General features: G+C 60.0%; 16 protein-coding genes. 6 read left to right on the top strand and 10 right to left on the bottom strand.

The features are described from left to right. The first annotated feature begins 148 nt into the window (after window positions 1–148). Together P0D73_RS32095 and P0D73_RS32100 are read left to right on the top strand one after the other, a co-directional pair. Entirely contained in the window at window positions 149–1,699 is a 1,551-nt protein-coding gene (locus P0D73_RS32095; protein WP_408317412.1) for a methyl-accepting chemotaxis protein, read from the top strand. A gap of 44 nt (window positions 1,700–1,743) precedes the next feature. Beyond that, window positions 1,744–2,154 carry a gluconate 2-dehydrogenase subunit 3 family protein gene (locus P0D73_RS32100; protein ID WP_408317414.1) on the top strand — a complete coding sequence of 137 codons (411 nt, stop codon included), beginning with the start codon at window positions 1,744–1,746 and terminating at the stop codon, window positions 2,152–2,154. Between the two features lie 63 nt (window positions 2,155–2,217). On the opposite strand, the gene P0D73_RS32105 is transcribed toward P0D73_RS32100, so the two are convergent. After that, the gene (locus P0D73_RS32105; protein ID WP_408317416.1) at window positions 2,218–3,168 is read right to left on the bottom strand and encodes an oxidoreductase; all 951 of its coding nucleotides are present in this window, start codon (window positions 3,166–3,168) and stop codon (window positions 2,218–2,220) included. A 612-nt stretch (window positions 3,169–3,780) separates the two neighbouring features. Here P0D73_RS32105 and P0D73_RS32110 point away from each other — a divergent pair. Next, window positions 3,781–4,368 (top strand): cupin domain-containing protein, encoded by a 588-nt coding sequence (locus P0D73_RS32110; protein WP_408317418.1) that lies wholly within the window; start codon window positions 3,781–3,783, stop codon window positions 4,366–4,368. 112 nt (window positions 4,369–4,480) lie between these two features. Here P0D73_RS32110 and P0D73_RS32115 read toward each other — a convergent pair whose 3' ends face one another. The 5 genes from P0D73_RS32115 to P0D73_RS32135 form a co-directional block, all read right to left on the bottom strand. Continuing rightward, window positions 4,481–6,721, bottom strand: a complete 2,241-nt coding sequence (locus P0D73_RS32115) for a xanthine dehydrogenase family protein molybdopterin-binding subunit (protein WP_408434502.1) — start codon at window positions 6,719–6,721, stop codon at window positions 4,481–4,483. A gap of 26 nt (window positions 6,722–6,747) precedes the next feature. Next, window positions 6,748–7,755: an FAD binding domain-containing protein gene (locus P0D73_RS32120; RefSeq protein ID WP_408317422.1), complete on the bottom strand. Its 1,008-nt coding sequence runs from the start codon at window positions 7,753–7,755 to the stop codon at window positions 6,748–6,750. Between the two features lie 13 nt (window positions 7,756–7,768). Continuing rightward, on the bottom strand, window positions 7,769–8,431 hold the full coding sequence (locus P0D73_RS32125; protein WP_408317424.1) for a (2Fe-2S)-binding protein: 663 nt from the start codon (window positions 8,429–8,431) through the stop codon (window positions 7,769–7,771). 491 nt (window positions 8,432–8,922) lie between these two features. Continuing rightward, window positions 8,923–10,254, bottom strand: coding sequence for a type II toxin-antitoxin system HipA family toxin (locus tag P0D73_RS32130; RefSeq protein WP_408317426.1), 1,332 nt, complete (start codon window positions 10,252–10,254; stop codon window positions 8,923–8,925). A gap of 2 nt (window positions 10,255–10,256) precedes the next feature. Then, on the bottom strand, window positions 10,257–10,709 hold the full coding sequence (locus P0D73_RS32135) for a helix-turn-helix transcriptional regulator (protein WP_408317428.1): 453 nt from the start codon (window positions 10,707–10,709) through the stop codon (window positions 10,257–10,259). A 293-nt stretch (window positions 10,710–11,002) separates the two neighbouring features. Between P0D73_RS32135 and P0D73_RS32140 the strand changes: the two genes are divergently transcribed. Beyond that, window positions 11,003–12,064, top strand: a complete 1,062-nt coding sequence (locus P0D73_RS32140; protein WP_408434505.1) for an LLM class flavin-dependent oxidoreductase — start codon at window positions 11,003–11,005, stop codon at window positions 12,062–12,064. Window positions 12,065–12,130: 66 nt separating this feature from the next. Here P0D73_RS32140 and P0D73_RS32145 read toward each other — a convergent pair whose 3' ends face one another. The 4 genes from P0D73_RS32145 to P0D73_RS32160 are packed head-to-tail and all read right to left on the bottom strand — an operon-like array spanning window position 12,131 to window position 16,010. Next, window positions 12,131–13,378 (bottom strand): acyl-CoA dehydrogenase family protein, encoded by a 1,248-nt coding sequence (locus P0D73_RS32145; protein ID WP_408317432.1) that lies wholly within the window; start codon window positions 13,376–13,378, stop codon window positions 12,131–12,133. A 9-nt stretch (window positions 13,379–13,387) separates the two neighbouring features. Then, window positions 13,388–14,392 (bottom strand): NrtA/SsuA/CpmA family ABC transporter substrate-binding protein, encoded by a 1,005-nt coding sequence (locus tag P0D73_RS32150; protein WP_408317434.1) that lies wholly within the window; start codon window positions 14,390–14,392, stop codon window positions 13,388–13,390. A gap of 35 nt (window positions 14,393–14,427) precedes the next feature. Continuing rightward, window positions 14,428–15,174 (bottom strand): ABC transporter ATP-binding protein, encoded by a 747-nt coding sequence (locus tag P0D73_RS32155; RefSeq protein ID WP_408317436.1) that lies wholly within the window; start codon window positions 15,172–15,174, stop codon window positions 14,428–14,430. Next, window positions 15,171–16,010: an ABC transporter permease subunit gene (locus P0D73_RS32160; RefSeq protein WP_408317438.1), complete on the bottom strand. Its 840-nt coding sequence runs from the start codon at window positions 16,008–16,010 to the stop codon at window positions 15,171–15,173. Before P0D73_RS32160 ends, P0D73_RS32155 begins: the two co-directional genes overlap by 4 nt. 539 nt (window positions 16,011–16,549) lie before the next feature. Here P0D73_RS32160 and P0D73_RS32165 point away from each other — a divergent pair. Both P0D73_RS32165 and P0D73_RS32170 read left to right on the top strand, forming a co-directional pair. Then, complete coding sequence (locus P0D73_RS32165) at window positions 16,550–17,482, top strand: TauD/TfdA dioxygenase family protein (RefSeq protein WP_408179693.1); 933 nt, start codon at window positions 16,550–16,552, stop codon at window positions 17,480–17,482. A gap of 44 nt (window positions 17,483–17,526) precedes the next feature. Then, window positions 17,527–18,564: an ABC transporter substrate-binding protein gene (locus tag P0D73_RS32170; RefSeq protein ID WP_408434508.1), complete on the top strand. Its 1,038-nt coding sequence runs from the start codon at window positions 17,527–17,529 to the stop codon at window positions 18,562–18,564. Window positions 18,565–18,590: the final 26 nt, after the last annotated feature.

Consider the following 18,590-nt stretch of genomic DNA (forward strand, 5'->3'; position numbering starts at 1 on the left):
GTATTAACAATGAGGCTACTTGTCAATCGACAAGTTAGCACTCGAAATTATGCAAACGAGTTCAGTCGTCTCTAAATCTGGTTCAGTGCTTGCCGTAAACAGGGATGAACGACTGTGATTCGCACAGTGGCGTCTTCGGAGAAGAGAAATGAAAACTGGGAAAGCAGCTATGTCGCTGCAAGTGCGTATTGCGTTGACGATGGGGTTTCTAGCTGTCTTGATGGTGGCGATCGGTGTTCTGGGTTTGTTCGGTACCAGCCGGGCCAATCGCGCGAACCAGGATACTTACGAGAACAAGCTGACCGCAGCGACGAACATCGGTAACGCGGAAATTTATATTGCGCGTACTCGCCTCGTGCTGGATCGCGTCGCATTGCATCCGGACGATCCGAAGACTGCCGGACTGATCGAACGTGCCGGCGGCTATTTCGACGAGTCGGAGACGTGGTGGCAGAAGTTCGTCGAGCAGCCGCACGAAGCCGACGAGGCGAGCTTGATCGGCAATGCGAGCGAGCGCCGGAAAGCCATGCGAGGTGGTATTTCCGCATTCATCGATGCGATCAAGGGAAATGATCACGCCCTGGCCGACAAGATCACGATGACGCAGTTGGGCGATCTCTACAACGACATGAACATTGCGAACCAGAAGGTCAAACTCGCGCTATACACCAACGCAAAGAAGAATTACGAGGCGGCGGAGTCGAGCTTTCACACGTTCGTTACGCTGTCGATTCTGATGATCGTGGTCGGCGTCGTGGCCGCCGGTCTGAGTTGGGCGGCACTGCGCCGCGCGATCATGAGTCCGCTGACCCAGGCGCTCGAGCATTTCGATGCGATCGCGGAAGGCGATTTGAACCGTTGCGTCGAAATCGCCAAGGAAGATGAAATGGGCACGCTGCTGCGCGGCGTGGAGAAGATGCAGACGAGTCTCGCCAGGACCGTGCGAGCCGTGCGCGGCAGTAGCGAATCAATTGCGAGCGCAACGGCGCAAATCGCTTCGGGCACGATGGACTTGTCTTCACGCACCGAAGAGCAGGCGGCATCGCTCGAGGAAACCGCAGCTAGCATGAGCGAATTGACGGCCACGGTGAAGCAGAACGCGGACAGCGCGCGCACGGCGAGTTCGCTCGCCGACAGCGCCTCGCTGGTCGCCACACGCGGCAACGAGGTGGTCGAGCGTGTGGTCGGCACCATGGGCAGCATCGACGCGAGCTCCCGCAAGATCGCCGATATCACTGGGATTATCGAAGGCATTGCTTTTCAGACCAATATTCTTGCGCTGAACGCGGCCGTTGAAGCCGCGCGCGCTGGCGAGCAGGGACGCGGCTTCGCGGTAGTCGCCTCGGAAGTGCGCAGTCTCGCGCAACGCTCTTCGTCGGCGGCGAAAGAGATCAAGTATCTGATCGCCGAATCGGTACAGACCGTGACGGTCGGCACCGAACTCGTCGCGGACGCGGGCAAGACGATGCAGGAAGTCTTGCATGCCGTGCGTCAGGTCACCGATATTGTCAATGAGATCGCAGCCGCTGCGGAAGAGCAGCGTTCCGGCATCGAACAGGTTGATACCGCCGTCAGCCAGATGGATTCCATCACGCAGCAAAACGCGGCGCTCGTCGAGCAGGCGACGGCCGCTGCTCAGGCGCTCAACGAGCAATCCCGTAACCTGCACGGTTTTGTCGACGTGTTCAAGATTGCCTGATTTTTCAGATGCAAACGCCTTACGGCGAAGCGACGCGTTGGTAAATGCAGGCCCCATTCCTGCCTGCCGAGGCAGAGTTCGGCTATCAGTCGAAGCTGACGCCGAAGGGACAGTACCGGCTCGGCATTCGCACAATCGACGCGTACTGCCGGGAACATTTCGGCGGCAAAACGTTCACTGAGCTGGCGCATGCGCAACAGACCGATTTCTCGATGCGGATCGAGCCGGGCAAGCTGAAGGTTGACGGTTTCAAGCTGAAAATGTTCTTTGAATCGTTCCTGCTGGTCAACGTCAATGAAGGCTACTTCTTCGACCCATCGTACGGCGGCAACGAAGACGTGGCCGCGTGGAAGATGATCGGCTACCCCGGCGTGCGCGCCGATTACCTGGAGTTCGTGGGTGAGGCCAAGCCTTATCCGTATGCGCCGGTCAGCCTGTACGGCAAGCGACGATAAGCATGGCAACGATCAGGAAGAAGCCCGTTCCTGATCCTCGCTTCAGGGTTTGGCCGGCTCGCACTATGGGCGCAAGCGTACCTGAGTGAGCTCCTCGCACACCTGCCACAAACGGGCGGCATTCGAAGTGTCCTTTGCCTGTCTGGCGACACTCGCCTCGCCAATCCTGCTTCCGCGTGCCTCCAGAAAGCCTTGCGGACCATAGTAGCCACCGTCACTGACGTCACGCGAAGTAGCAGCGTAAAGGGTCGGCAGGGCGCCTGCGTAATCGGTGTTCAGCGCGGCACCGATGAAATGACTAAGGAGCTCGCGGGCAGCTCTTGAAATCGCGGAGCGGTCACCGCCCCGAAACAGATTGGTGTTTGCGACGCCGGGGTGAGCGGCAACCGACATGACACGGGAGTTGGCAGCGCGCAAACGCCGGTCGAGCTCGAACGCAAACATAAGATCCGCGAGCTTTGACTGCCGATAGGACTGCATCGGCGAATACGTCTTTGTGGATTGGAGGTCGTTGAAATCGATCTGTCCTTGCTTGTGCGCGATGGAAGCAATCGTGACGATGCGTGGTCGCTCAGGCGATCCAGTCGCCGCTAGTTTGAGAGCGGGCATAAGGAGCGCAGTCAACGCGAAATGGCCGAGTACGTTGGTGCCAAACTGCAGTTCGAAGCCGTCGGCAGTTTCGCACCGTTTCGGTGGCGCCATGACGCCAGCGTTGTTGACCAGAATGTGAATGGGGCGTTGCCCGGCGAGTTCCCTCTGTGCGAACTGTGCTACGGACGCGAGGGATGCGAGATCGAGAATCGCCAGTTCAGCACGAGCGTCGGGTGCGGCGGCGTTCAGACGGGCTAAGGCCTCTTCTCCGCGTTGTTTATCGCGGCACGCAAGTATGACTTGCGCGCCTTTGCGCGCCAGAGTCAATGCAGCATGGTAGCCAATACCGCTGTTCGCACCGGTGATGAGAACTCGCTTGCCGATCTGCGGCGGAATATCTGTCACGGTCCACTGTTTATTCATATTGCTCCGGCTCGGCATGATGGTAGTCGACTTCAAGACTACCACTAGTAAGCTTGGGGTGTCGCTATCGGGTAGGCAGTTCCCCGCGATGCTGATCATCCGTGTTGCGTGCTGCGTTCGGGGGATTCCAGTTCGCGCATGAGAAGGCGTGGAGGTCAATGTGATTGGATGTGAACAACCTTTCGTTTTCCTACAGCATGCCGCTCGGAAGTTGAATCAAGGATTTGGCGCAAAAAATTTTTGCAAAGTGCGACGCAACGTCAAGCCTGACAATAACAATTGATCAGAATAGCCGCAGATTGACTGAGCTGATGCGGGGCTCCGCTGAAGAACCGACTCAAATGAAAAAGGCCGAGCGGATTACAGTCGGCTAAACGATCTTGGCCATTCCGAGGACCGAGCAACAGCTGGAGAGAGGGCGGCGCACTATTCCATGGGTGGCCCACGGTTGAGTTGTTGTCCGCCGCTGATGTAGTCGGTCAGAGCCCGGACTTCGTCGCTAGCAGGCACCCCGCGACAGATGCGAGGGTACGACATCGCTCATCTTGCCGAGCGCATCGGTAGCATTATTAAGTTGTTACAACCGTTAAGAATGGCTAATTTCGGCGTGCCATGCTCACTAAAACTGACCTCACTAAAACTGACAATAGCGATTCACCTCTTGCGCTGGGTAGCAAGATACGCGGGCTGCGGCAGCGGCTAAAGCGCACGCTCGATGATACGGCCACTGCGGCCGGCATTTCGAAGCCATTCCTGTCGCAAGTCGAACGAGGCCTGGCAAGCCCCTCCCTTACATCGCTGGCGGGTATCGCTAGATCACTCGGAGTGGCCGTGCAGTATTTCCTCGACACGCCCAGTGAAGAACGTTCGGTGTGCCGCGCGGAGCAGTTGACGTTTTTTGGCTTTGCGGATTCGGCGAACCTGTTTGCCAGACTCACGAACCTGACCGGAGGCCGTCATCTTGAGGCCATTCTCGTGAGGATGCCGCCCGGGCAAGAGCGCTCCGAAGTGACAACGCATGCTGGCGAGGAGTTCATGTACGTGATCGCCGGTCAGGTATCGCTGACGCTGGAGGGCAAGACATTTGTATTGCGCGCGGGAGATAGCGCGCATTACGAATCGACGGTGCCGCATAGCTGGGTAAATACCGCCCACATCGAGTCGGTCGTTGTCTGGGCCGGTACACCCAGACTGTTTTAGATCGCCGACATTCTTTCCCGTCGAGGTTGGAATTCGCCGAATGTTCACCTAAGAGCGGAGCCGGCCAGCAGTGGAGATTGATCATTCGATCCAGCTTGTTGGGCACCCCCGCTTACGCGAGGGCCTGAGTGGCTAGCAGGTCCTCGATCCGAACCGGAAGATTGCGCACCCGTACACCCGTTGCGTGATACACGGCGTTTGTAATGGCGGGGGCTATCCCCGCCATGCCGATTTCGCCGACCCCGCGTGCGCCGAGCGGATTCAACGCGAGATCCGGATAGTCGAGGAAAGTCACGTCGATCTTCGGCGCATCCGCATGCGTGGTCATGACATAGTCGGCGAGGTTGCGGTTGATCGGGGCCCCGGTGCGCGGGTCGTAGTGCGTTTCTTCAAACAGCGCCATGCCGACGCCCATCACGACAGCCCCTTCGATCTGGTTCAGGGCTGTGCGCGCATTGATGATCTTACCGCCGTCAATCAGGCTCACTACGCGGTTGACTCGCAATCGTGCTGTCTGCGGCTGCCAGGTCACCTCGATGAAATGCGCGCAGTACGAGTGAATCGACACTTTGGCTGCGTCGGGATCGTCCTGACTCGCGCCGGACCGGCCCCTTCCGACCACCATATTGATCTGTGCTGGTGCGAGGATCCGCTCGAACGGTACGCCCGCGCCCGGCGCGGTCCCTTTCCGGTAGACCATGCCGCGGTCGAACGCAAGCTCAGTGGTCGGTTGGCCCTTGAACGGCGAATTGTCCGCCTGGGCCGAGGCGACCAGAAGTTGTTGGACCGCTGCTTGCGCCGCCTGCGTCGCTGCCGGAACCAGCGATGCGGTCGCCATTGAGCCGCCGGACATCGGTCCGGGTGGCAAGCGTGTGTCACCGAGTACCACGGAAATCCGCTCGAGCGGGATGCCGGTCACATTGGCGACAATCTGAGCCAGTACCGTGTAGGTTCCAGTGCCGATATCCTGGGTAGCTGTCGACACGCGCGCTGTCGCATCGGCGTGAAGCTCGACGATGATTTCCGCTGCGAGGCGCCTCGCGGCCCACGACCCCGCTGCAACCCCCCAGCCCACCACCATGCCGTCGCGACGCATGGACCCGACCGCCGCCGTGCGCTGCGCCCAACCGAATTTCTCGGCGCCGAGCGTCAGGCACTCCTTGAGATGCCGCGAAGAGAAGGGCACCTTCAAGCCTTCGTCAATCGCGGGCTCGTTGATCAGACGCAAGCGGACGGGATCGATATTGAGCTTGATGGCGAGTTCGTCGACAGCGGACTCGATGGCGAACAGGCCGGGAACGGCACCAGGGCCCCGCATGGACGTACTAGGTGCGATATCCCGGCGTGCGTACGCCGCGGTCGCGCGCAGGTTAGGTGAGCTGTAGAGATAGCCCGTTGTCTCGCCACAGTTCTCCTTACGCGTTTCCTTGCGTGCGGCCTGGTAGACGTAGTCTTGCTGGAGCGATGTGAAACGTCCCTCGGGCGTCGCCGACAGGCGCACGCGTTGCTGCGTGTTGGTGCGGTGACCGACGTTGTGGAACATCATCGCACGGGTTACCACCAGCTTGACCGGCCGCATCAGATTGCGGGCCGCGGCGGCAGCCAGCAAAGAGTGTGACCACGGAAACAGCTTGCCGCCAAATCCGGACCCCAGGTATTTCGTGATCACGCGCACCTGGTCCTGCGACACACCGAGCATCTGCGCCATGACAAGGCGCTGGTTGACGATCGACTGGGACGTTTCGTAGAAGGTGTAGCTCATACCATCGAACACGGCCACCGTCGCATGCAATTCGATAGGGTTGTGCGTTTCAATCGGCGTCGTGTAGGTCCGGTCCAGCTTTTGCGCATCAGGGGCAGCCGCGAACGCGGTATCCACGTCGCCTCGCTGCGTGTCGACGCTCGGGGCCTGCTCTGCCGACATTTCGATGCGGACATCGGGTCGGCTCGACGAATACGCCACCTTCACCGCTCGCGATGCTGCGCTTGCCTGTTCGAACGTATCGGCTACCACCAGGCCGATGTATTGGCCATAGTAGTAGATGTTGTCATCGTCGAATGGCGGGCGCTTTTCGTCGATTTTCGTATCAGTCGCAAAACCGACGCGATAGAACTTGCCGATGTTCTCGCGTGTGAAGACGGCCCGGACCCCCGGCATGCCTGCTGCCGCGGCGGTGTCCAGATGGGTGATGCGCCCCTTGGCGATCGTCGCGCAAACGGGAACGGCGTAAAGCGTCCCTGGCAAGTTGACATCCGAGGTATAGGTTGCGGTGCCACTGACTTTGAGCGGCCCGTCGATTCGAGTAAAGTCGCCGCCGATGATCGGTTGCGTTTTATTGCTAGCTAATTGCATATTCTCTCCGCGTCACGACCGTTGCATCAGGCAGTTTGTGTGGCAAGTGTGAGTGCGTGCTGGATGCAGCGCTTTGCGAGTTCGACCTTGAAGCCGTTTTGGCTCTGTATGTGCGCCGCCTGCAGCGCTGCTTCGGCCGCCGCTCGGAAAGTCGTGGCGTCTGGCGTTCGTCCGAGCAGTTGGGCTTCTGCCTCTTTTGAGCGCCACGGCTTGACGCCGACGCCGCCTAGTGCAATCCGGATGTGATCGATCTTGTCCGATGAGACCCTCATGACGACCGCTGCGGAGGCCAATGCGAATTCGTACGACGCGCGGTCGCGCAGCTTGAGATAGACGCTGCGATTGGCGGGCACCAGCGCGGGAAGCGTCACGTGGGTAATGAGCTCGCCGGGCTTGAGGGTGGTTTCGCGTTCGGGCGTGCTGCCGGGCAACAGGAAGAAGTCGTCAATGGCGATGTCCCGCTTGCCCTGCGCGCTTTCGACGTGGATCGTGGCCTCGAGTGCGGTCATCGCGACGCTCATGTCCGACGGGTTGGTCGCGATGCAATGCTCGCTAGTCCCCAGGATGGCCAGGTTTCGGTTGTACCCGTCAATCGCGGAACAGCCCGTGCCAGGTTCGCGTTTGTTGCATGGCATGACGGTGTCGCGGAAGTAGACACAGCGCGTGCGTTGCAAGAGATTGCCCCCGGTCGTCGCCATATTGCGCAGTTGGGCCGATGCGCCGGATAGCAACGCTTGAGACAAGACCGGGTAGTGCGTCTTGATCAACGGGTGATTCGCGAGGTCGGCATTGCGGACCGTTGCGCCTATCGTGACACCACCGCCGGCGATTGCCTCGACCTGATCGAGCGGCAGGCGATGGATGTCGATCACATGGGTGGGACGCTCGACGTCAAGCTTCATGAGATCGAGCAGCGTCGTCCCGCCCGCGAGGAAACGGATCGACGCGCCGTTTGGTTGACCGTTAGCGGCAGTTTTCGCGAAGTCGATCGCCTGGCTAACATTGGCGACGCGTTTGAGCTGAAAGGGTTCCATGTGCGCACTCCGCTTAAACTTTGCGACGAATCTGCTGGATGGCGGCCACGATGTTCGAATAGGCACCGCAGCGGCAGATATTTCCGCTCATCGCTTCCTTGACATCGTCGTCGCTGTGTCCGTATGGCTCCTTGAGAAGCGCGACGGCGGACATGATCTGCCCTGACGTGCAGTACCCGCACTGGAAGCCGTCATGTTCGACGAAGGCCGCCTGCATCGGATGAAGGGCGCCGGGTTTGCCGATGCCTTCAATGGTTGTGATCGCTTCTCCCTCGTGGGTGGCGGCAAGGCTCAGGCACGAGTTCACTCGCCTGCCATCGACATGAACCGTGCACGCACCGCACTGACCGTGATCGCAACCCTTCTTGGTGCCGGTCAAATGTAGATGCTCTCGCACGCAGTCAAGCAGGGTTGTACGAGGATCGATATCCAAGTTGTAGTTCGTACCGTTGACATTCAGTTGAACATGCACATTGGCGCTGTTCGCGGTCGACGCTGCTGATGCTTCGAGACTAGTGTCATCGGAATCCGCGAGTGCAACTGAGTGAAGTTGTCCGGCGCCGATTGCTACCCCGGCAGCACCTACGCGGGCCAGGAACGATCGACGCGTTGGGCGTTCAAGCACCGACTCGGCATCGTCTTCGCTGGCGTCGGGCTGTTGAGACTCTTTGCTCATGAATCTGATTCTCCGCTGAACCATGGATCGATGGAATGCGGATGCCGTTTGCTGTTCGGCACTCGCTTGTGCTGATCATACAAAGCTAGAGTGGCGCCAAGATGGCCGCGAACTGACGGCTGGATGAAACATCGCGAATGTGGGCAATGTATGGCTTTTTTTTCGACCGCCCGCGACGCTTTGACACAGCCCGACTCGATCCCGCATTCATGTAGTTGAACGCGAGATCCGTGACGAAACTCCGTCGTGATTCCACGCCGAAGGCCGGCGGCCCGACGCCGATCGCGATAGGCGCCAGCACTGCTTGATGCTGACTTTTGATTGCATTTTCGTCGCACGGGATGCTGAGGTCCTGTGCGTGCGCAATGCATGCGTCGACATGCCCCATCCGTGCTCAAATCACGGACACAAGTTCGCCGCCCAATACTGGAGCGGCAAATTACATTTCCTTGGGGATATGTTTGTTCGCTACATCGGCGGCGAATCTGGGCCTACTGGGCGGCGAGCTTCGCGCTTTGTTGTCGCAGGCCCTCAAAGATCCTGTCCGACACATCATTTGGAAACGCGGCGGGTAACAGCGCCTTCACCTCCGCGACGACATCCTCCGTCATGTCCGTTAGGGTGGTGATCATCTCCTCGACGTCGGCCGGAGCAAGCGTGACTCGTTGCCCCTGCGCAATCCAGTGGCGTCGACGGATATCGTTGATCAGATAGTGAGCGTTGTTGCCACGCACCGCCATTGCCAGTTTCACCCGACGCGCAGGAAGCAGGTTCGGTCCATTGCCAATGATCGGGTGCGCGGAGAGAACGTCATAGATCGGCGTGGCCTCATAGCGGTTGGACTTCAGGTGTGCGATGCTGAAATTCTTCGCGTGCCCGTCGGTGGCGGCGAGCATCCAGAACACGATCTGCGTCATGAAGAAATGGCGCTGATCGATCGCGGACCGTTCTGAACCGGCCAGGACTTCCATGACCTTCTGGATTCCGGGCCCGCCATCTGACTCATATTTGTCGGCGGCGGACGTCCCGGTCGCCTGGCACATATCCTCCTGGGGAAGCCGCAGGATCCATGAACCGTCGCTCGCGTACCGGCGATCGAATCGCTCGACGACGAGCACTTTCTGGTCCTCGAAGGTGGCGATGTCGCAACTGGCGATCGGCAAACCATACGCTGCGACGATTTTCGAGCACAGCCACTCGTTTTCCACCGACGTGCGCATGTCGGCGCGCATGTTTCCGACCAGTCCAAGAGGTAGCTTCAGGATATGCGTGGTCGGGGTACTGCCTTCCGGGATGGCCCACTGGTCGTCGTGCCACAGAAGCGCAGTCTTTTCCTGCGCGCCGGCGATGGACAGGCGCAGGTCATCGATGGGCTCATGCTGGCCCAATACGGGCGGGGCCGTTGTTTCCCGCAGTAGCCGCGCGATTTCCGCCTCGTTGAGGGGGCGCCCGCTGATCTGCTCAAGATTCACCGGGGTTTCGTCTGGAGGCAGCATCTGGGTAGCGCCTACGCAGTCTCGTCCAAGCTTGGCCAGCAACTCAAACGGCGACGTGCCGCCAGTTTTGTAGCGCCCTGCGATGCGCTCGCGGATAGCCCTGCTATCAGGCAGCAGGTTATCGAAATAGTCCGAGACCACCTTGCCCCGATAGGGCTGATTGCCGGCCGTAAAAGGCAGCGAGAGCGATAGAGGACGTCCCTGTTCGTCTGCTATCCAATCTTCGAAGTAGGTGAGTTTCTCTCCGTCCCGCGTGGTCTCCCAGGTACCGACTGGCAACCCGTTCATCCAGAGGTTGAGGCTTTTGGCGTGCGAGCGGCGGCCCATTGCTACCAGTCCTCCCGCTTCTTGGGGGCAGTAGTCACTGGTGCCACTCGCTTCCGGGTGGGCGGCTTCGGCGCGCCTTGCCCGCTACCGCGCGCCGGTGTGGCGGCCGCCTTCCGGGTCCCCGCTGTCTTCGCGGCCGTAGTAGTCGCACGCTTTTTTGCCACGCTCTGCTTTGCCGCGACCGGCGGCCCCGCTATACGCAGACGCCCGGATTGGTGGCCTTCGGGATTGGCCGAGCTCAACACCTGGGTCAGAACGATATCGACCTTGAGCAACTTCAAAACGTGGAATAGCCGATCCATGCTCGCGGATTCGGGCTTTGCCTCGAGTTGGGCGTAGGTTTGCTGGGCGACCCCCAAATGGCTCGCCACCTGGGACTGCGTGAGTCCGGCGGCCTTGCGGAAGCCGACAAGAAGTGGCCGCAACTGACGAGGGGTTTTAACGGGATAGTCCACGGGTGACCTCGGGAAGTCGTGAAAACATCAACCAGTCTGTGAGTGACAGAAACAGTATATATTATGTATTCGACAAATACAGAAAATATGCTGTAAATGGCAGATACAGAAAATAGACTGTTGAGTCGACTTGTGGGGCGCGGGGTAGTCCGCATTGTTGTATGCGCGCATTGCGCGACGAGGGTCCTAATGCCTTCCTGGCAATTGCATATCGATAGAAATTGGATGGCGAGGCGTACAGGTAGCGGTAGCATGGGCGTCCCTTCACCTGTATCTTCCCGTTGATCAAAGCGATGTCAGCCAAACCTCCGCGCTTCGGCATCTGGGCGCTCGTGCATGGTAGCCGCGCGGCGCTGCAGGATCCCGCAGAACCGTATGACGCCTCCTGGGGACGCAACAAGACGCTCGTGCTCGAGGCCGAGCGCCTCGGCTACGACTCGGTGCTCGTCGCCCAGCATACGGTCAATCCGCATGACGCCTCGCTCGACCAGCTCGAGGCATGGACGGCATCGGCTGCATTGGCGGCGCTCACGTCGCGCATCGAGATCATTACGGCCATCAAGCCCTATCTCTATCACCCGGTCGTGCTCGCAAAAATGGCTCAGCAAATCGAGCACATTAGCGGCGGGCGTTTTGCGATCAATCTGGTGAACGCGTGGAATCGTCCGGAGCTCGAACGCGCCGGCATCGGTTTTCCGGAACATGATGAACGCTACGTGTACGGCCGCGAATGGATCTCGGTCGTCGATGCGCTGCTGCGCGGCGAAGTGGTGAATCACCGCGGCGATAACTTCCACATCGACGGGTATCAGTTGCGTCCCGCTGATCCGTTTCGCGCACGTCCGCGGATCTACGTCGGTGGTGAGTCGGAGCCGGCGCGCGCACTGGTGGCGGCGCACGGCGACGTGTGGTTCATCAATGGTCAACCGCACGACGACGTCGCACGCCTGATCGCCGACGTATCCGCTCGCGCGCGCCCCGTCGGGCAGGACGCTTTGCGTTTCGGCCTGTCGGCGTTCGTGATCGCACGCGAAACACAGGCGCAGGCAGAGGCTCACCTCGAACATCTGTTCGCGCTGGCCGAGCTGGACAAACCGCTGAGGGATCGGCAGAAAGCCAATATCGATCCGAACGTGGTGATGATCCAGACGTTCGCACAGTCGCCACGCGTCGGTTCGAACGGGGGCACGGCCGCAAGGCTCGTTGGCGATTACGATACGGTCGCGCGCCGTATTGCCGAGTTTCACCGCGCGGGAATTGAACTGTTCATGCTGCAGTTCCAGCCCTTCGAGGCCGATATGCAGCGCTTTGCGGAAGAGGTGGCGCCGCGCGTTCGGCGTCTCCTTTCCGCCTGAATGCGGAATATCGGGTTGGAGTCAATCAAGGGTCGCACCTGAAGCCAGGTACGACGTGGTTCGTGATCAGAAGAACGCGCCTGTGGGCGGAAGACGCCCAGTCAGCAAGTTCTGCCCGAGCAGGCGCTCCTTGTAAAGCCGCGGATTGTGCGAGGCAATGACCTTGATGTTGCGCCAGTGCCGGTCCAGAGCGCCCACGCGCGAGACGACCGAGCCTGACCCGAGGTCGATCAGCCAACTGGCGATCTGCGGGGCGAGATCGTCGGTCACCACCTTGGCCTCTGCCGCCGAGAGCGTGGCGGCAAGCGTAGTCTCATATTCGTCGCTCGTGCCATAGCTGTCCCAGGCTCGTTGCAGCGCTCCGACAGCGCGGTCTACAGTCGCCTCGGTGCTGGCCGCATATGCGCGCATACGACCGAGCAACGACTGCAGTACAGGCTCTTCGGTAGGATGCGCGGCTTCGCCATGATAGAAGTTGCGCCCCCGCGCGCGCAGAACCTCTACAGCGTCCAGTACGATGCGCCGCACGACGCCAGCGATGCAGTTGGTCAGATAGACCTGATGAAAGGTGTATCCCCACGGCGCGGCTTCTTCAGGCTTCGGCGAATCCGGCGGGTAAACATGGGTGGCGGGCACGATCACGGCGCGAAAGGCCGCCGTGCCCGAGCCTGTCAGGCGCTGGCCGAATCCCTGCCAGTCGTCGTGATCGCTGACCCCTTCGCCTCGGTCGAGCACGTATTGCACAGTCCGGCCCGCACGGCTTTCCACAGCAACGCCGATGAATGCGTCGTTGTAGAGGTTGCCCGTCGCATAAACTTTCTCGCCCGAGCCGATGTAGGCATGCCGTGTTTCGTCCCATTCGAGCCTGCTCAGGACCCGGCTCGGACGAGCGCCCGCCGCCACCGCGTCGCTGTCGGTAAAACTGAGCCCGACGGTCTTGTTCTGCCTGGTCAGGTCGAGGACATGCGCATGGAAAGGGTGGTCTCGTTGTCTAAGCGAGGCTTCGACTTGCCACAGATGGTTACGAAAAGCATGGGCTATATTGGAATCGGCCGCAGCAAGATCGCGAGCTACGAAGAAGAGCTCGGTCAACGACAAACCTTGCCCTCCCGCATCGGTCGGCAGGCGTAGCGCACCGACCCCTAGCGCCTTGAGCTTCGCGATCTCATCGTACGGCAGACGATGTGTCAGTTCCCGCTCTGCCGCAGTCGATGCGATATCGGCGATGGCCTCCGAGAAGCCGAGGCTTGCGGACAGTGGCGAGACAAGCTGGGGCCGGCCGCTGTCGACGATCGTGGTTTCAGGCGTGGTCATGGTGCTCCATCAAACCTTGATGCTGTAATCCGCGACCTTGATCCGCGAGCGGATGATCTTGCGTTCCGCGAGCCAGTCGGCTGCCCGTTGAAGCTGCGCGATGAAAGCGGCGTCGTCGGGTTCGTGGAATTGATTCACACGCTTCAGGCTCGCCAGATAGTCGCGCACCTGGTTCGGGTATTTGGCTTCTCCCTGTGCGAGCTGCTCGGCTTCGGTGGAATGCGTCGACTGCCAGGAGCCTTCGACGTAGTACGCGTCGATTACCGCGCGAATCAGTTCGGAGTTCTCTTCGGTGAATTTGCGACGCGTTACCAGCGAACTGTAGTCAATCAGGAAATCGAGGTCGCGTCCCTCGTTGAAGATGTCCTTGGCGTCGTTCGAATTACGCGCGATATCCACCGCCGGCGACCACATCGACCAGGCGTCGACCTTGCCTTGCGCGAACGCGGGCGCGGCATCGGGCGGATTCAGATAAACGAACTCGACCTTGTCGCGGTCAATGTGGTTCTTTTCCAGGGCTGCAATGAGCAGGAATTCGCCAAGCCCCGAACGGTTGATGGCAACTTTGCGGCCCGCCAGATCGGCGACCGAGTTGATGCCGCTCGATTTCTTCACGATGATGGCAGTCGAGCGTGGGGAATAGACGTCGAACGCATTGAAGACGATAGGTGAGCCGGCCAGCATGGCGGCCAATGCAGGCGTAGTCGATCCCCAGAAGCCGAAATCCGCACTGCCGCCGACCACTGCCTGAATTGACGGCGCATGGTTCGGGAACGGACCGATCCATTCGACCTTGATGCCTTTTGCGGCGAGCGTCTTTTCGAACACGCCACGTTGCTTGGCAATGTCCGGCAGGCTGCCGTACCCCCAGCCGATGCGAACCGTATCGGTGTTGCGTGTCAGCTTGCGCGGCTCGGCTGCCCGCGCTGGGAACAGGCTGCTGGCGGCGGCGCCGGCCAGCAGGCCACCCGCCGCGCGCAATAGTTGGCGGCGGCTCAGTGAAGAATCATTCATCCTTGTCAGGTCCTTGGAGTCGTGCAGGAAATCGATCAGTGAGACAGAACGCCCAGTTCTGCGAGCAGCGTGGACCGCAGTTCCTGTGGCGTGTGGTTCTTGGGTCGGAAAGAAGCAGCGATGCGCCCAGTGCGCATGACGAGAATCCTGTCGGCGAGCGTGAGCGCTTCGTCGACGTCATGCGTCACGAGCAGCACGCCCGGGTGGTGGCGGGCAACGAGCTCCTTGACGAGACCGTGCATCTTGATCCGCGTGAGCGCGTCGAGCGCCGCAAACGGTTCGTCCAGCAGCAGAAGGGCGGGATCGCGAACGAGGCCCCGCGCCAACGCGACGCGTTGCGCCTGACCGCCTGAGAGATTGCGGGGCCAGTCGTTCTCCCGGCTGGAAAGCCCGACTTCGGCCAGGGCACGAGCCGCGCCGGCTCGGCCGACAGTGGTTTCATGACCTAGAGCGACGTTCTCCCACAGCCTAGCCCAAGGCAGTAGACGAGGCTCCTGGAACACGACGGAAGGACGCTCGGGCGCGCGGATCTGCCCAGCGTCGGGCAGATCGAGGCCTGCCAGCGCGCGCAGCAGGGTGGTCTTCCCGCACCCGCTTTCACCCAGCAGCGCGACGAATTCGCCTTGGTGGATATCAAGATCCAGTGCATCGATGACGACACGCGTGCCATAGCAGCGCCGCAGGCCACGTACCGATACGCCCAGCGCGGACTGACTGACGCGATCTTCGTTGACGAGTGCCGATACTTCGGAACCACGGGGCAGTGCGATGCTTTGGCTCACTTTTGCTCTCCTTTGGCGTAATTCGCGTGCCATGAGAGGAAATGGGTTTCAAGCACCCGTACCAGCGCGTCCGCTACGACGCCGATGATCGCGTAGATGATCATGGTCAGCAAAATGACATTGGTTTGGAGGAATTCGCGGGCATCCATTGCGAGGAAGCCGATGCCCTTTGTGGTCGCGAGTGTTTCGGCGATGACCAGCGCGAGCCAGGCATGAGCGAGCGCATAACGTACGCCCGTGAGGATCGACGGCATCGCTCCGGGCAGAATGATCCGTCGCACGATCGCGGTCCAGTTCAGCCCGATAACCTTGGCGAGCTCCATCAGCTTCGGATCGATCTGGCGGATGCCAAGCATGGTGTTGATATAGATGGGGAACAGGACCGCGAGCGCGACAAGGAAAATTTTCGCAACCTCGCCCACACCGAACCAGACGATGACGAGCGGCAGCATCGCAAGGAAAGGGACCGCGCGCACCATCTGGATCGAACGGTCGAAAAGGGCCTGTGCCAGCGGTGAGAAGCCGACCATGATGCCAAGCGCGAGGCCGATGATTCCCCCAATGAGGAAGCCCGCCATTGCACGCAGAAGCGAGACGCCGAGGTGAACGAAAAGATCGCCGTTTCTGGTCAGATCCAATGCGGTTTCCGCGACACTGCTTGGAGCCGGGAGCACCTGAGGCGCAATCAGTCCAATACGCGCCGCAGCCTCCCAAAGCACCAGGACCAGAACTGGAACAATCCAGGAGAGCCAACTATAAAGCGCACCTCTCGAAACACCTGCACGCATTCGTTTCGAAGAGACATAGCTGTTGCGAGAAGAAGTTAAGTCAGCCATGTCGGTTCCATATCAGCCATGAAAAAAGAGTGCTCCGATATGGAGCCGGTACAAATCAACCCGCCATGCGGAGACGAGTCCTGACACACGATTGCTACTTCAGCGATACCCCGATGCGGGGGCAGACATTGGTCAACTTCGGCATGTCACGAAGGCGAGCCTGTTATTAAAGGCCGTTTGACATCGCAATGACAAACAGTTTTTTATGCTTTGCTTTGCAGTTTCAGCGCGTTGCTTCACGGCAGCGTCGCCCGAATGCAATCGGCGTGTATTGACAGCAATGGGGCGAACGACGGATCGCCCGTCCAGAATCGACGTCTTGCGGAGCAACGACCCGACCTTCGACTATAGGCAAACACAAGCGGGCTTAGAAATAAGCTTTTATTCGAACCAAAGCGCTTCTCTGGTGGACTTTTTTTGCCGCGACGGCGACTAATCGAATCGCCCGACAACGCATAAGCATGAGCTGAATCGTTGGTTGCCGATGCCGCATCGATGCTGCTTTCATGAATTACGCCATCGACCCCAAGGAGGACGTCATGAGTACAGTGCTCGACCGCCAGCAATCGCCATCCACCGTTCACCAGGAACTTCGCGTACGCCGCTACAAGCCGCTGATCGGCGCAGTGATCGAGAACGTCGACCTGTCGCAGCCGCTCAGCGATGAGAACCAACAAACGGTGAGGCAGGCACTGGTCGATCACGGCGTGATCTTTTTTCGCGAGCAGACGCTTACGCCAGAACAGCACGTCACGCTTGCGCGCATCTTCGGCACGCCCATTCGCAAGAATATCTATCTGCCGGCCGTCGCGGGGTTCCCGGAGATCGAAGTCATCGCCCACAGCGATAAAACCCAGTCCGGCGGCACCGACAACTGGCACGTGGATGTTTCATGGCAACCGCAGCCGCCGAAGGCCACCGTCCTCCACGCGCAGGAGATTCCTGAGGGGGGCGGCGGCGACACGATCTGGACCTCGTCGGCGGCAGTCTACGACTTGCTGGATCCCGATCTGGCCCGCTACTTCGAGAAGCTGAAAGCGGTGAACACGTTCTTTGCGTCGCCCAAGAAGAACGCGCTGTCCGATCTGCTGAGCGGTTACGACATTCCCGAAGGCACGAGCGAGCAGAGTGTGGAGGCCGGGTTGGCACGCGTGCGCGATGCCGCGCAAAAATATCCGCCCATTGAAGTGCCAGTCATCAAGACGCATCCGGAGAACGGCCGCAAGCTGGTGTTCGTCAATGAAGGGCATACCAGCCATCTGCTCGGCGTATCGAAAACGGCAAGCCAGAGTCTGCTGAACTATCTCTACGACCTCATCAAGACGCCGGAAGTACAAGCCCGCTTCGAATGGCGTGCCGGCGATGTCGCGATCTGGGATAACCGTCAGGTCCAACATTACGCGGCGCGAGACTACGGCTCGGCGCGCCGGCGTATTCATCGCATCACGCTGGAACACGACGGCGTGTTCTGAACCGCGCACGCACGCCTTCCTCGTCGGATCACGGAGATCGAAGCATGAAGCAAACCGCACGTGACTTGCGGCATCGTGTTGCGCGCCTGTTTTATCTGTCGGCGCTCGCCGCGGGCGTCGCGGCTTCAGCAAGCCCGGCGTTGGCGCAAACCCCTGAGAAGCTCGAACTGCGCTATCAGGGGTGGGCCAGCAAGGTGTTGTATCCCGAACTCGCCGAAGACCTCGGCTACCTTGCGCCGATCAAACTCAAATGGGTGGGCAATACGATCAGCGGACCGCAGGATATCCAGGCGGCGGTTACCGGCGACGTCGACTTCGGCGGTGCGTTCAACGGTTCGATCGTCAAACTGGTGGCGGCGCATGCGCCGGTCAAGGCGGTGATTTCCTACGTTGGTACCGACAAGGAGACCAATGGTGGACTGTTCGTGCTTCAAGGCAGTCCGATCCACAGTGCGCGTGACCTGATCGGCCGCAAGGTCGGCGTGAACACGCCGGGCGCTTACGAGCAGTATCTGGTGACCGCGTATCTCGAGAAGGCAGGTCTGTCCAAAGAAGAGATCCAGAAGGTGGTGTTCGTCGCGGCGCCGCCGGTCAATCTCGCACAGTTGCTCAGGCAGAAGCAACTGGATGCGGTGTTCCTCGAAGACATCATCAAAGACAAGCTGCTCGCGGACGGCGGCGCGACGTTGCTCACCACCGACTATCAGCTGTTCGGCTCGTTCGGCTACGCGAGCTATCTGTTCACGGATCGCTTCATCGCGCAGAACCCGAATACGGTGCGCAAATTCGTCGACGGAACGGCCCGCGCGATCGAATGGGCGAAGAACACGCCGCGTGCGGAAGTGGTCGCCCGTCTGAAGAAGATCGTGGAGACGCGGCATCGCAATGAAGACACTTCGATCGTCAACTACTGGAAATCGGCCGGTGTGGGAGGCAAGGGCGGCCTGATCGACGCCAACGACTTCACGACGTACATCGACTGGTATGTGAAGAATGGTGTGTTGAAGCCCGAACAGGTGAGGCCCGAAAACATCTATTCGAACCAGTTCAATCCGCTCAACCAGTCAGTGGCGGCGCATTAGGCGGCCACTGCATGGAATCACGAGGC

The sequence above is a fragment of the Paraburkholderia sp. RL18-101-BIB-B genome (assembly GCF_046026985.1).
Taxonomy (GTDB): Bacteria; Pseudomonadota; Gammaproteobacteria; order Burkholderiales; family Burkholderiaceae; genus Paraburkholderia.

What these genes read in the sequence shown, in the direction of transcription:
- P0D73_RS32110 (WP_408317418.1), top strand. Translation starts at nt 3,781, where the DNA reads ATGCTCACTAAAACTGACCTCACTAAAACTGACAATAGCGATTCACCT.
- P0D73_RS32130 (WP_408317426.1), bottom strand. Translation starts at nt 10,254, where the DNA reads ATGGGCCGCCGCTCGCACGCCAAAAGCCTCAACCTCTGGATGAACGGG.
- P0D73_RS32140 (WP_408434505.1), top strand. Translation starts at nt 11,003, where the DNA reads ATGTCAGCCAAACCTCCGCGCTTCGGCATCTGGGCGCTCGTGCATGGT.
- P0D73_RS32115 (WP_408434502.1), bottom strand. Translation starts at nt 6,721, where the DNA reads ATGCAATTAGCTAGCAATAAAACGCAACCGATCATCGGCGGCGACTTT.
- P0D73_RS32125 (WP_408317424.1), bottom strand. Translation starts at nt 8,431, where the DNA reads ATGAGCAAAGAGTCTCAACAGCCCGACGCCAGCGAAGACGATGCCGAG.
- P0D73_RS32095 (WP_408317412.1), top strand. Translation starts at nt 149, where the DNA reads ATGAAAACTGGGAAAGCAGCTATGTCGCTGCAAGTGCGTATTGCGTTG.
- P0D73_RS32120 (WP_408317422.1), bottom strand. Translation starts at nt 7,755, where the DNA reads ATGGAACCCTTTCAGCTCAAACGCGTCGCCAATGTTAGCCAGGCGATC.
- P0D73_RS32150 (WP_408317434.1), bottom strand. Translation starts at nt 14,392, where the DNA reads ATGAATGATTCTTCACTGAGCCGCCGCCAACTATTGCGCGCGGCGGGT.
- P0D73_RS32100 (WP_408317414.1), top strand. Translation starts at nt 1,744, where the DNA reads ATGCAGGCCCCATTCCTGCCTGCCGAGGCAGAGTTCGGCTATCAGTCG.
- P0D73_RS32145 (WP_408317432.1), bottom strand. Translation starts at nt 13,378, where the DNA reads ATGACCACGCCTGAAACCACGATCGTCGACAGCGGCCGGCCCCAGCTT.
- P0D73_RS32170 (WP_408434508.1), top strand. Translation starts at nt 17,527, where the DNA reads ATGAAGCAAACCGCACGTGACTTGCGGCATCGTGTTGCGCGCCTGTTT.
- P0D73_RS32105 (WP_408317416.1), bottom strand. Translation starts at nt 3,168, where the DNA reads ATGAATAAACAGTGGACCGTGACAGATATTCCGCCGCAGATCGGCAAG.
- P0D73_RS32160 (WP_408317438.1), bottom strand. Translation starts at nt 16,010, where the DNA reads ATGGCTGACTTAACTTCTTCTCGCAACAGCTATGTCTCTTCGAAACGA.
- P0D73_RS32165 (WP_408179693.1), top strand. Translation starts at nt 16,550, where the DNA reads ATGAGTACAGTGCTCGACCGCCAGCAATCGCCATCCACCGTTCACCAG.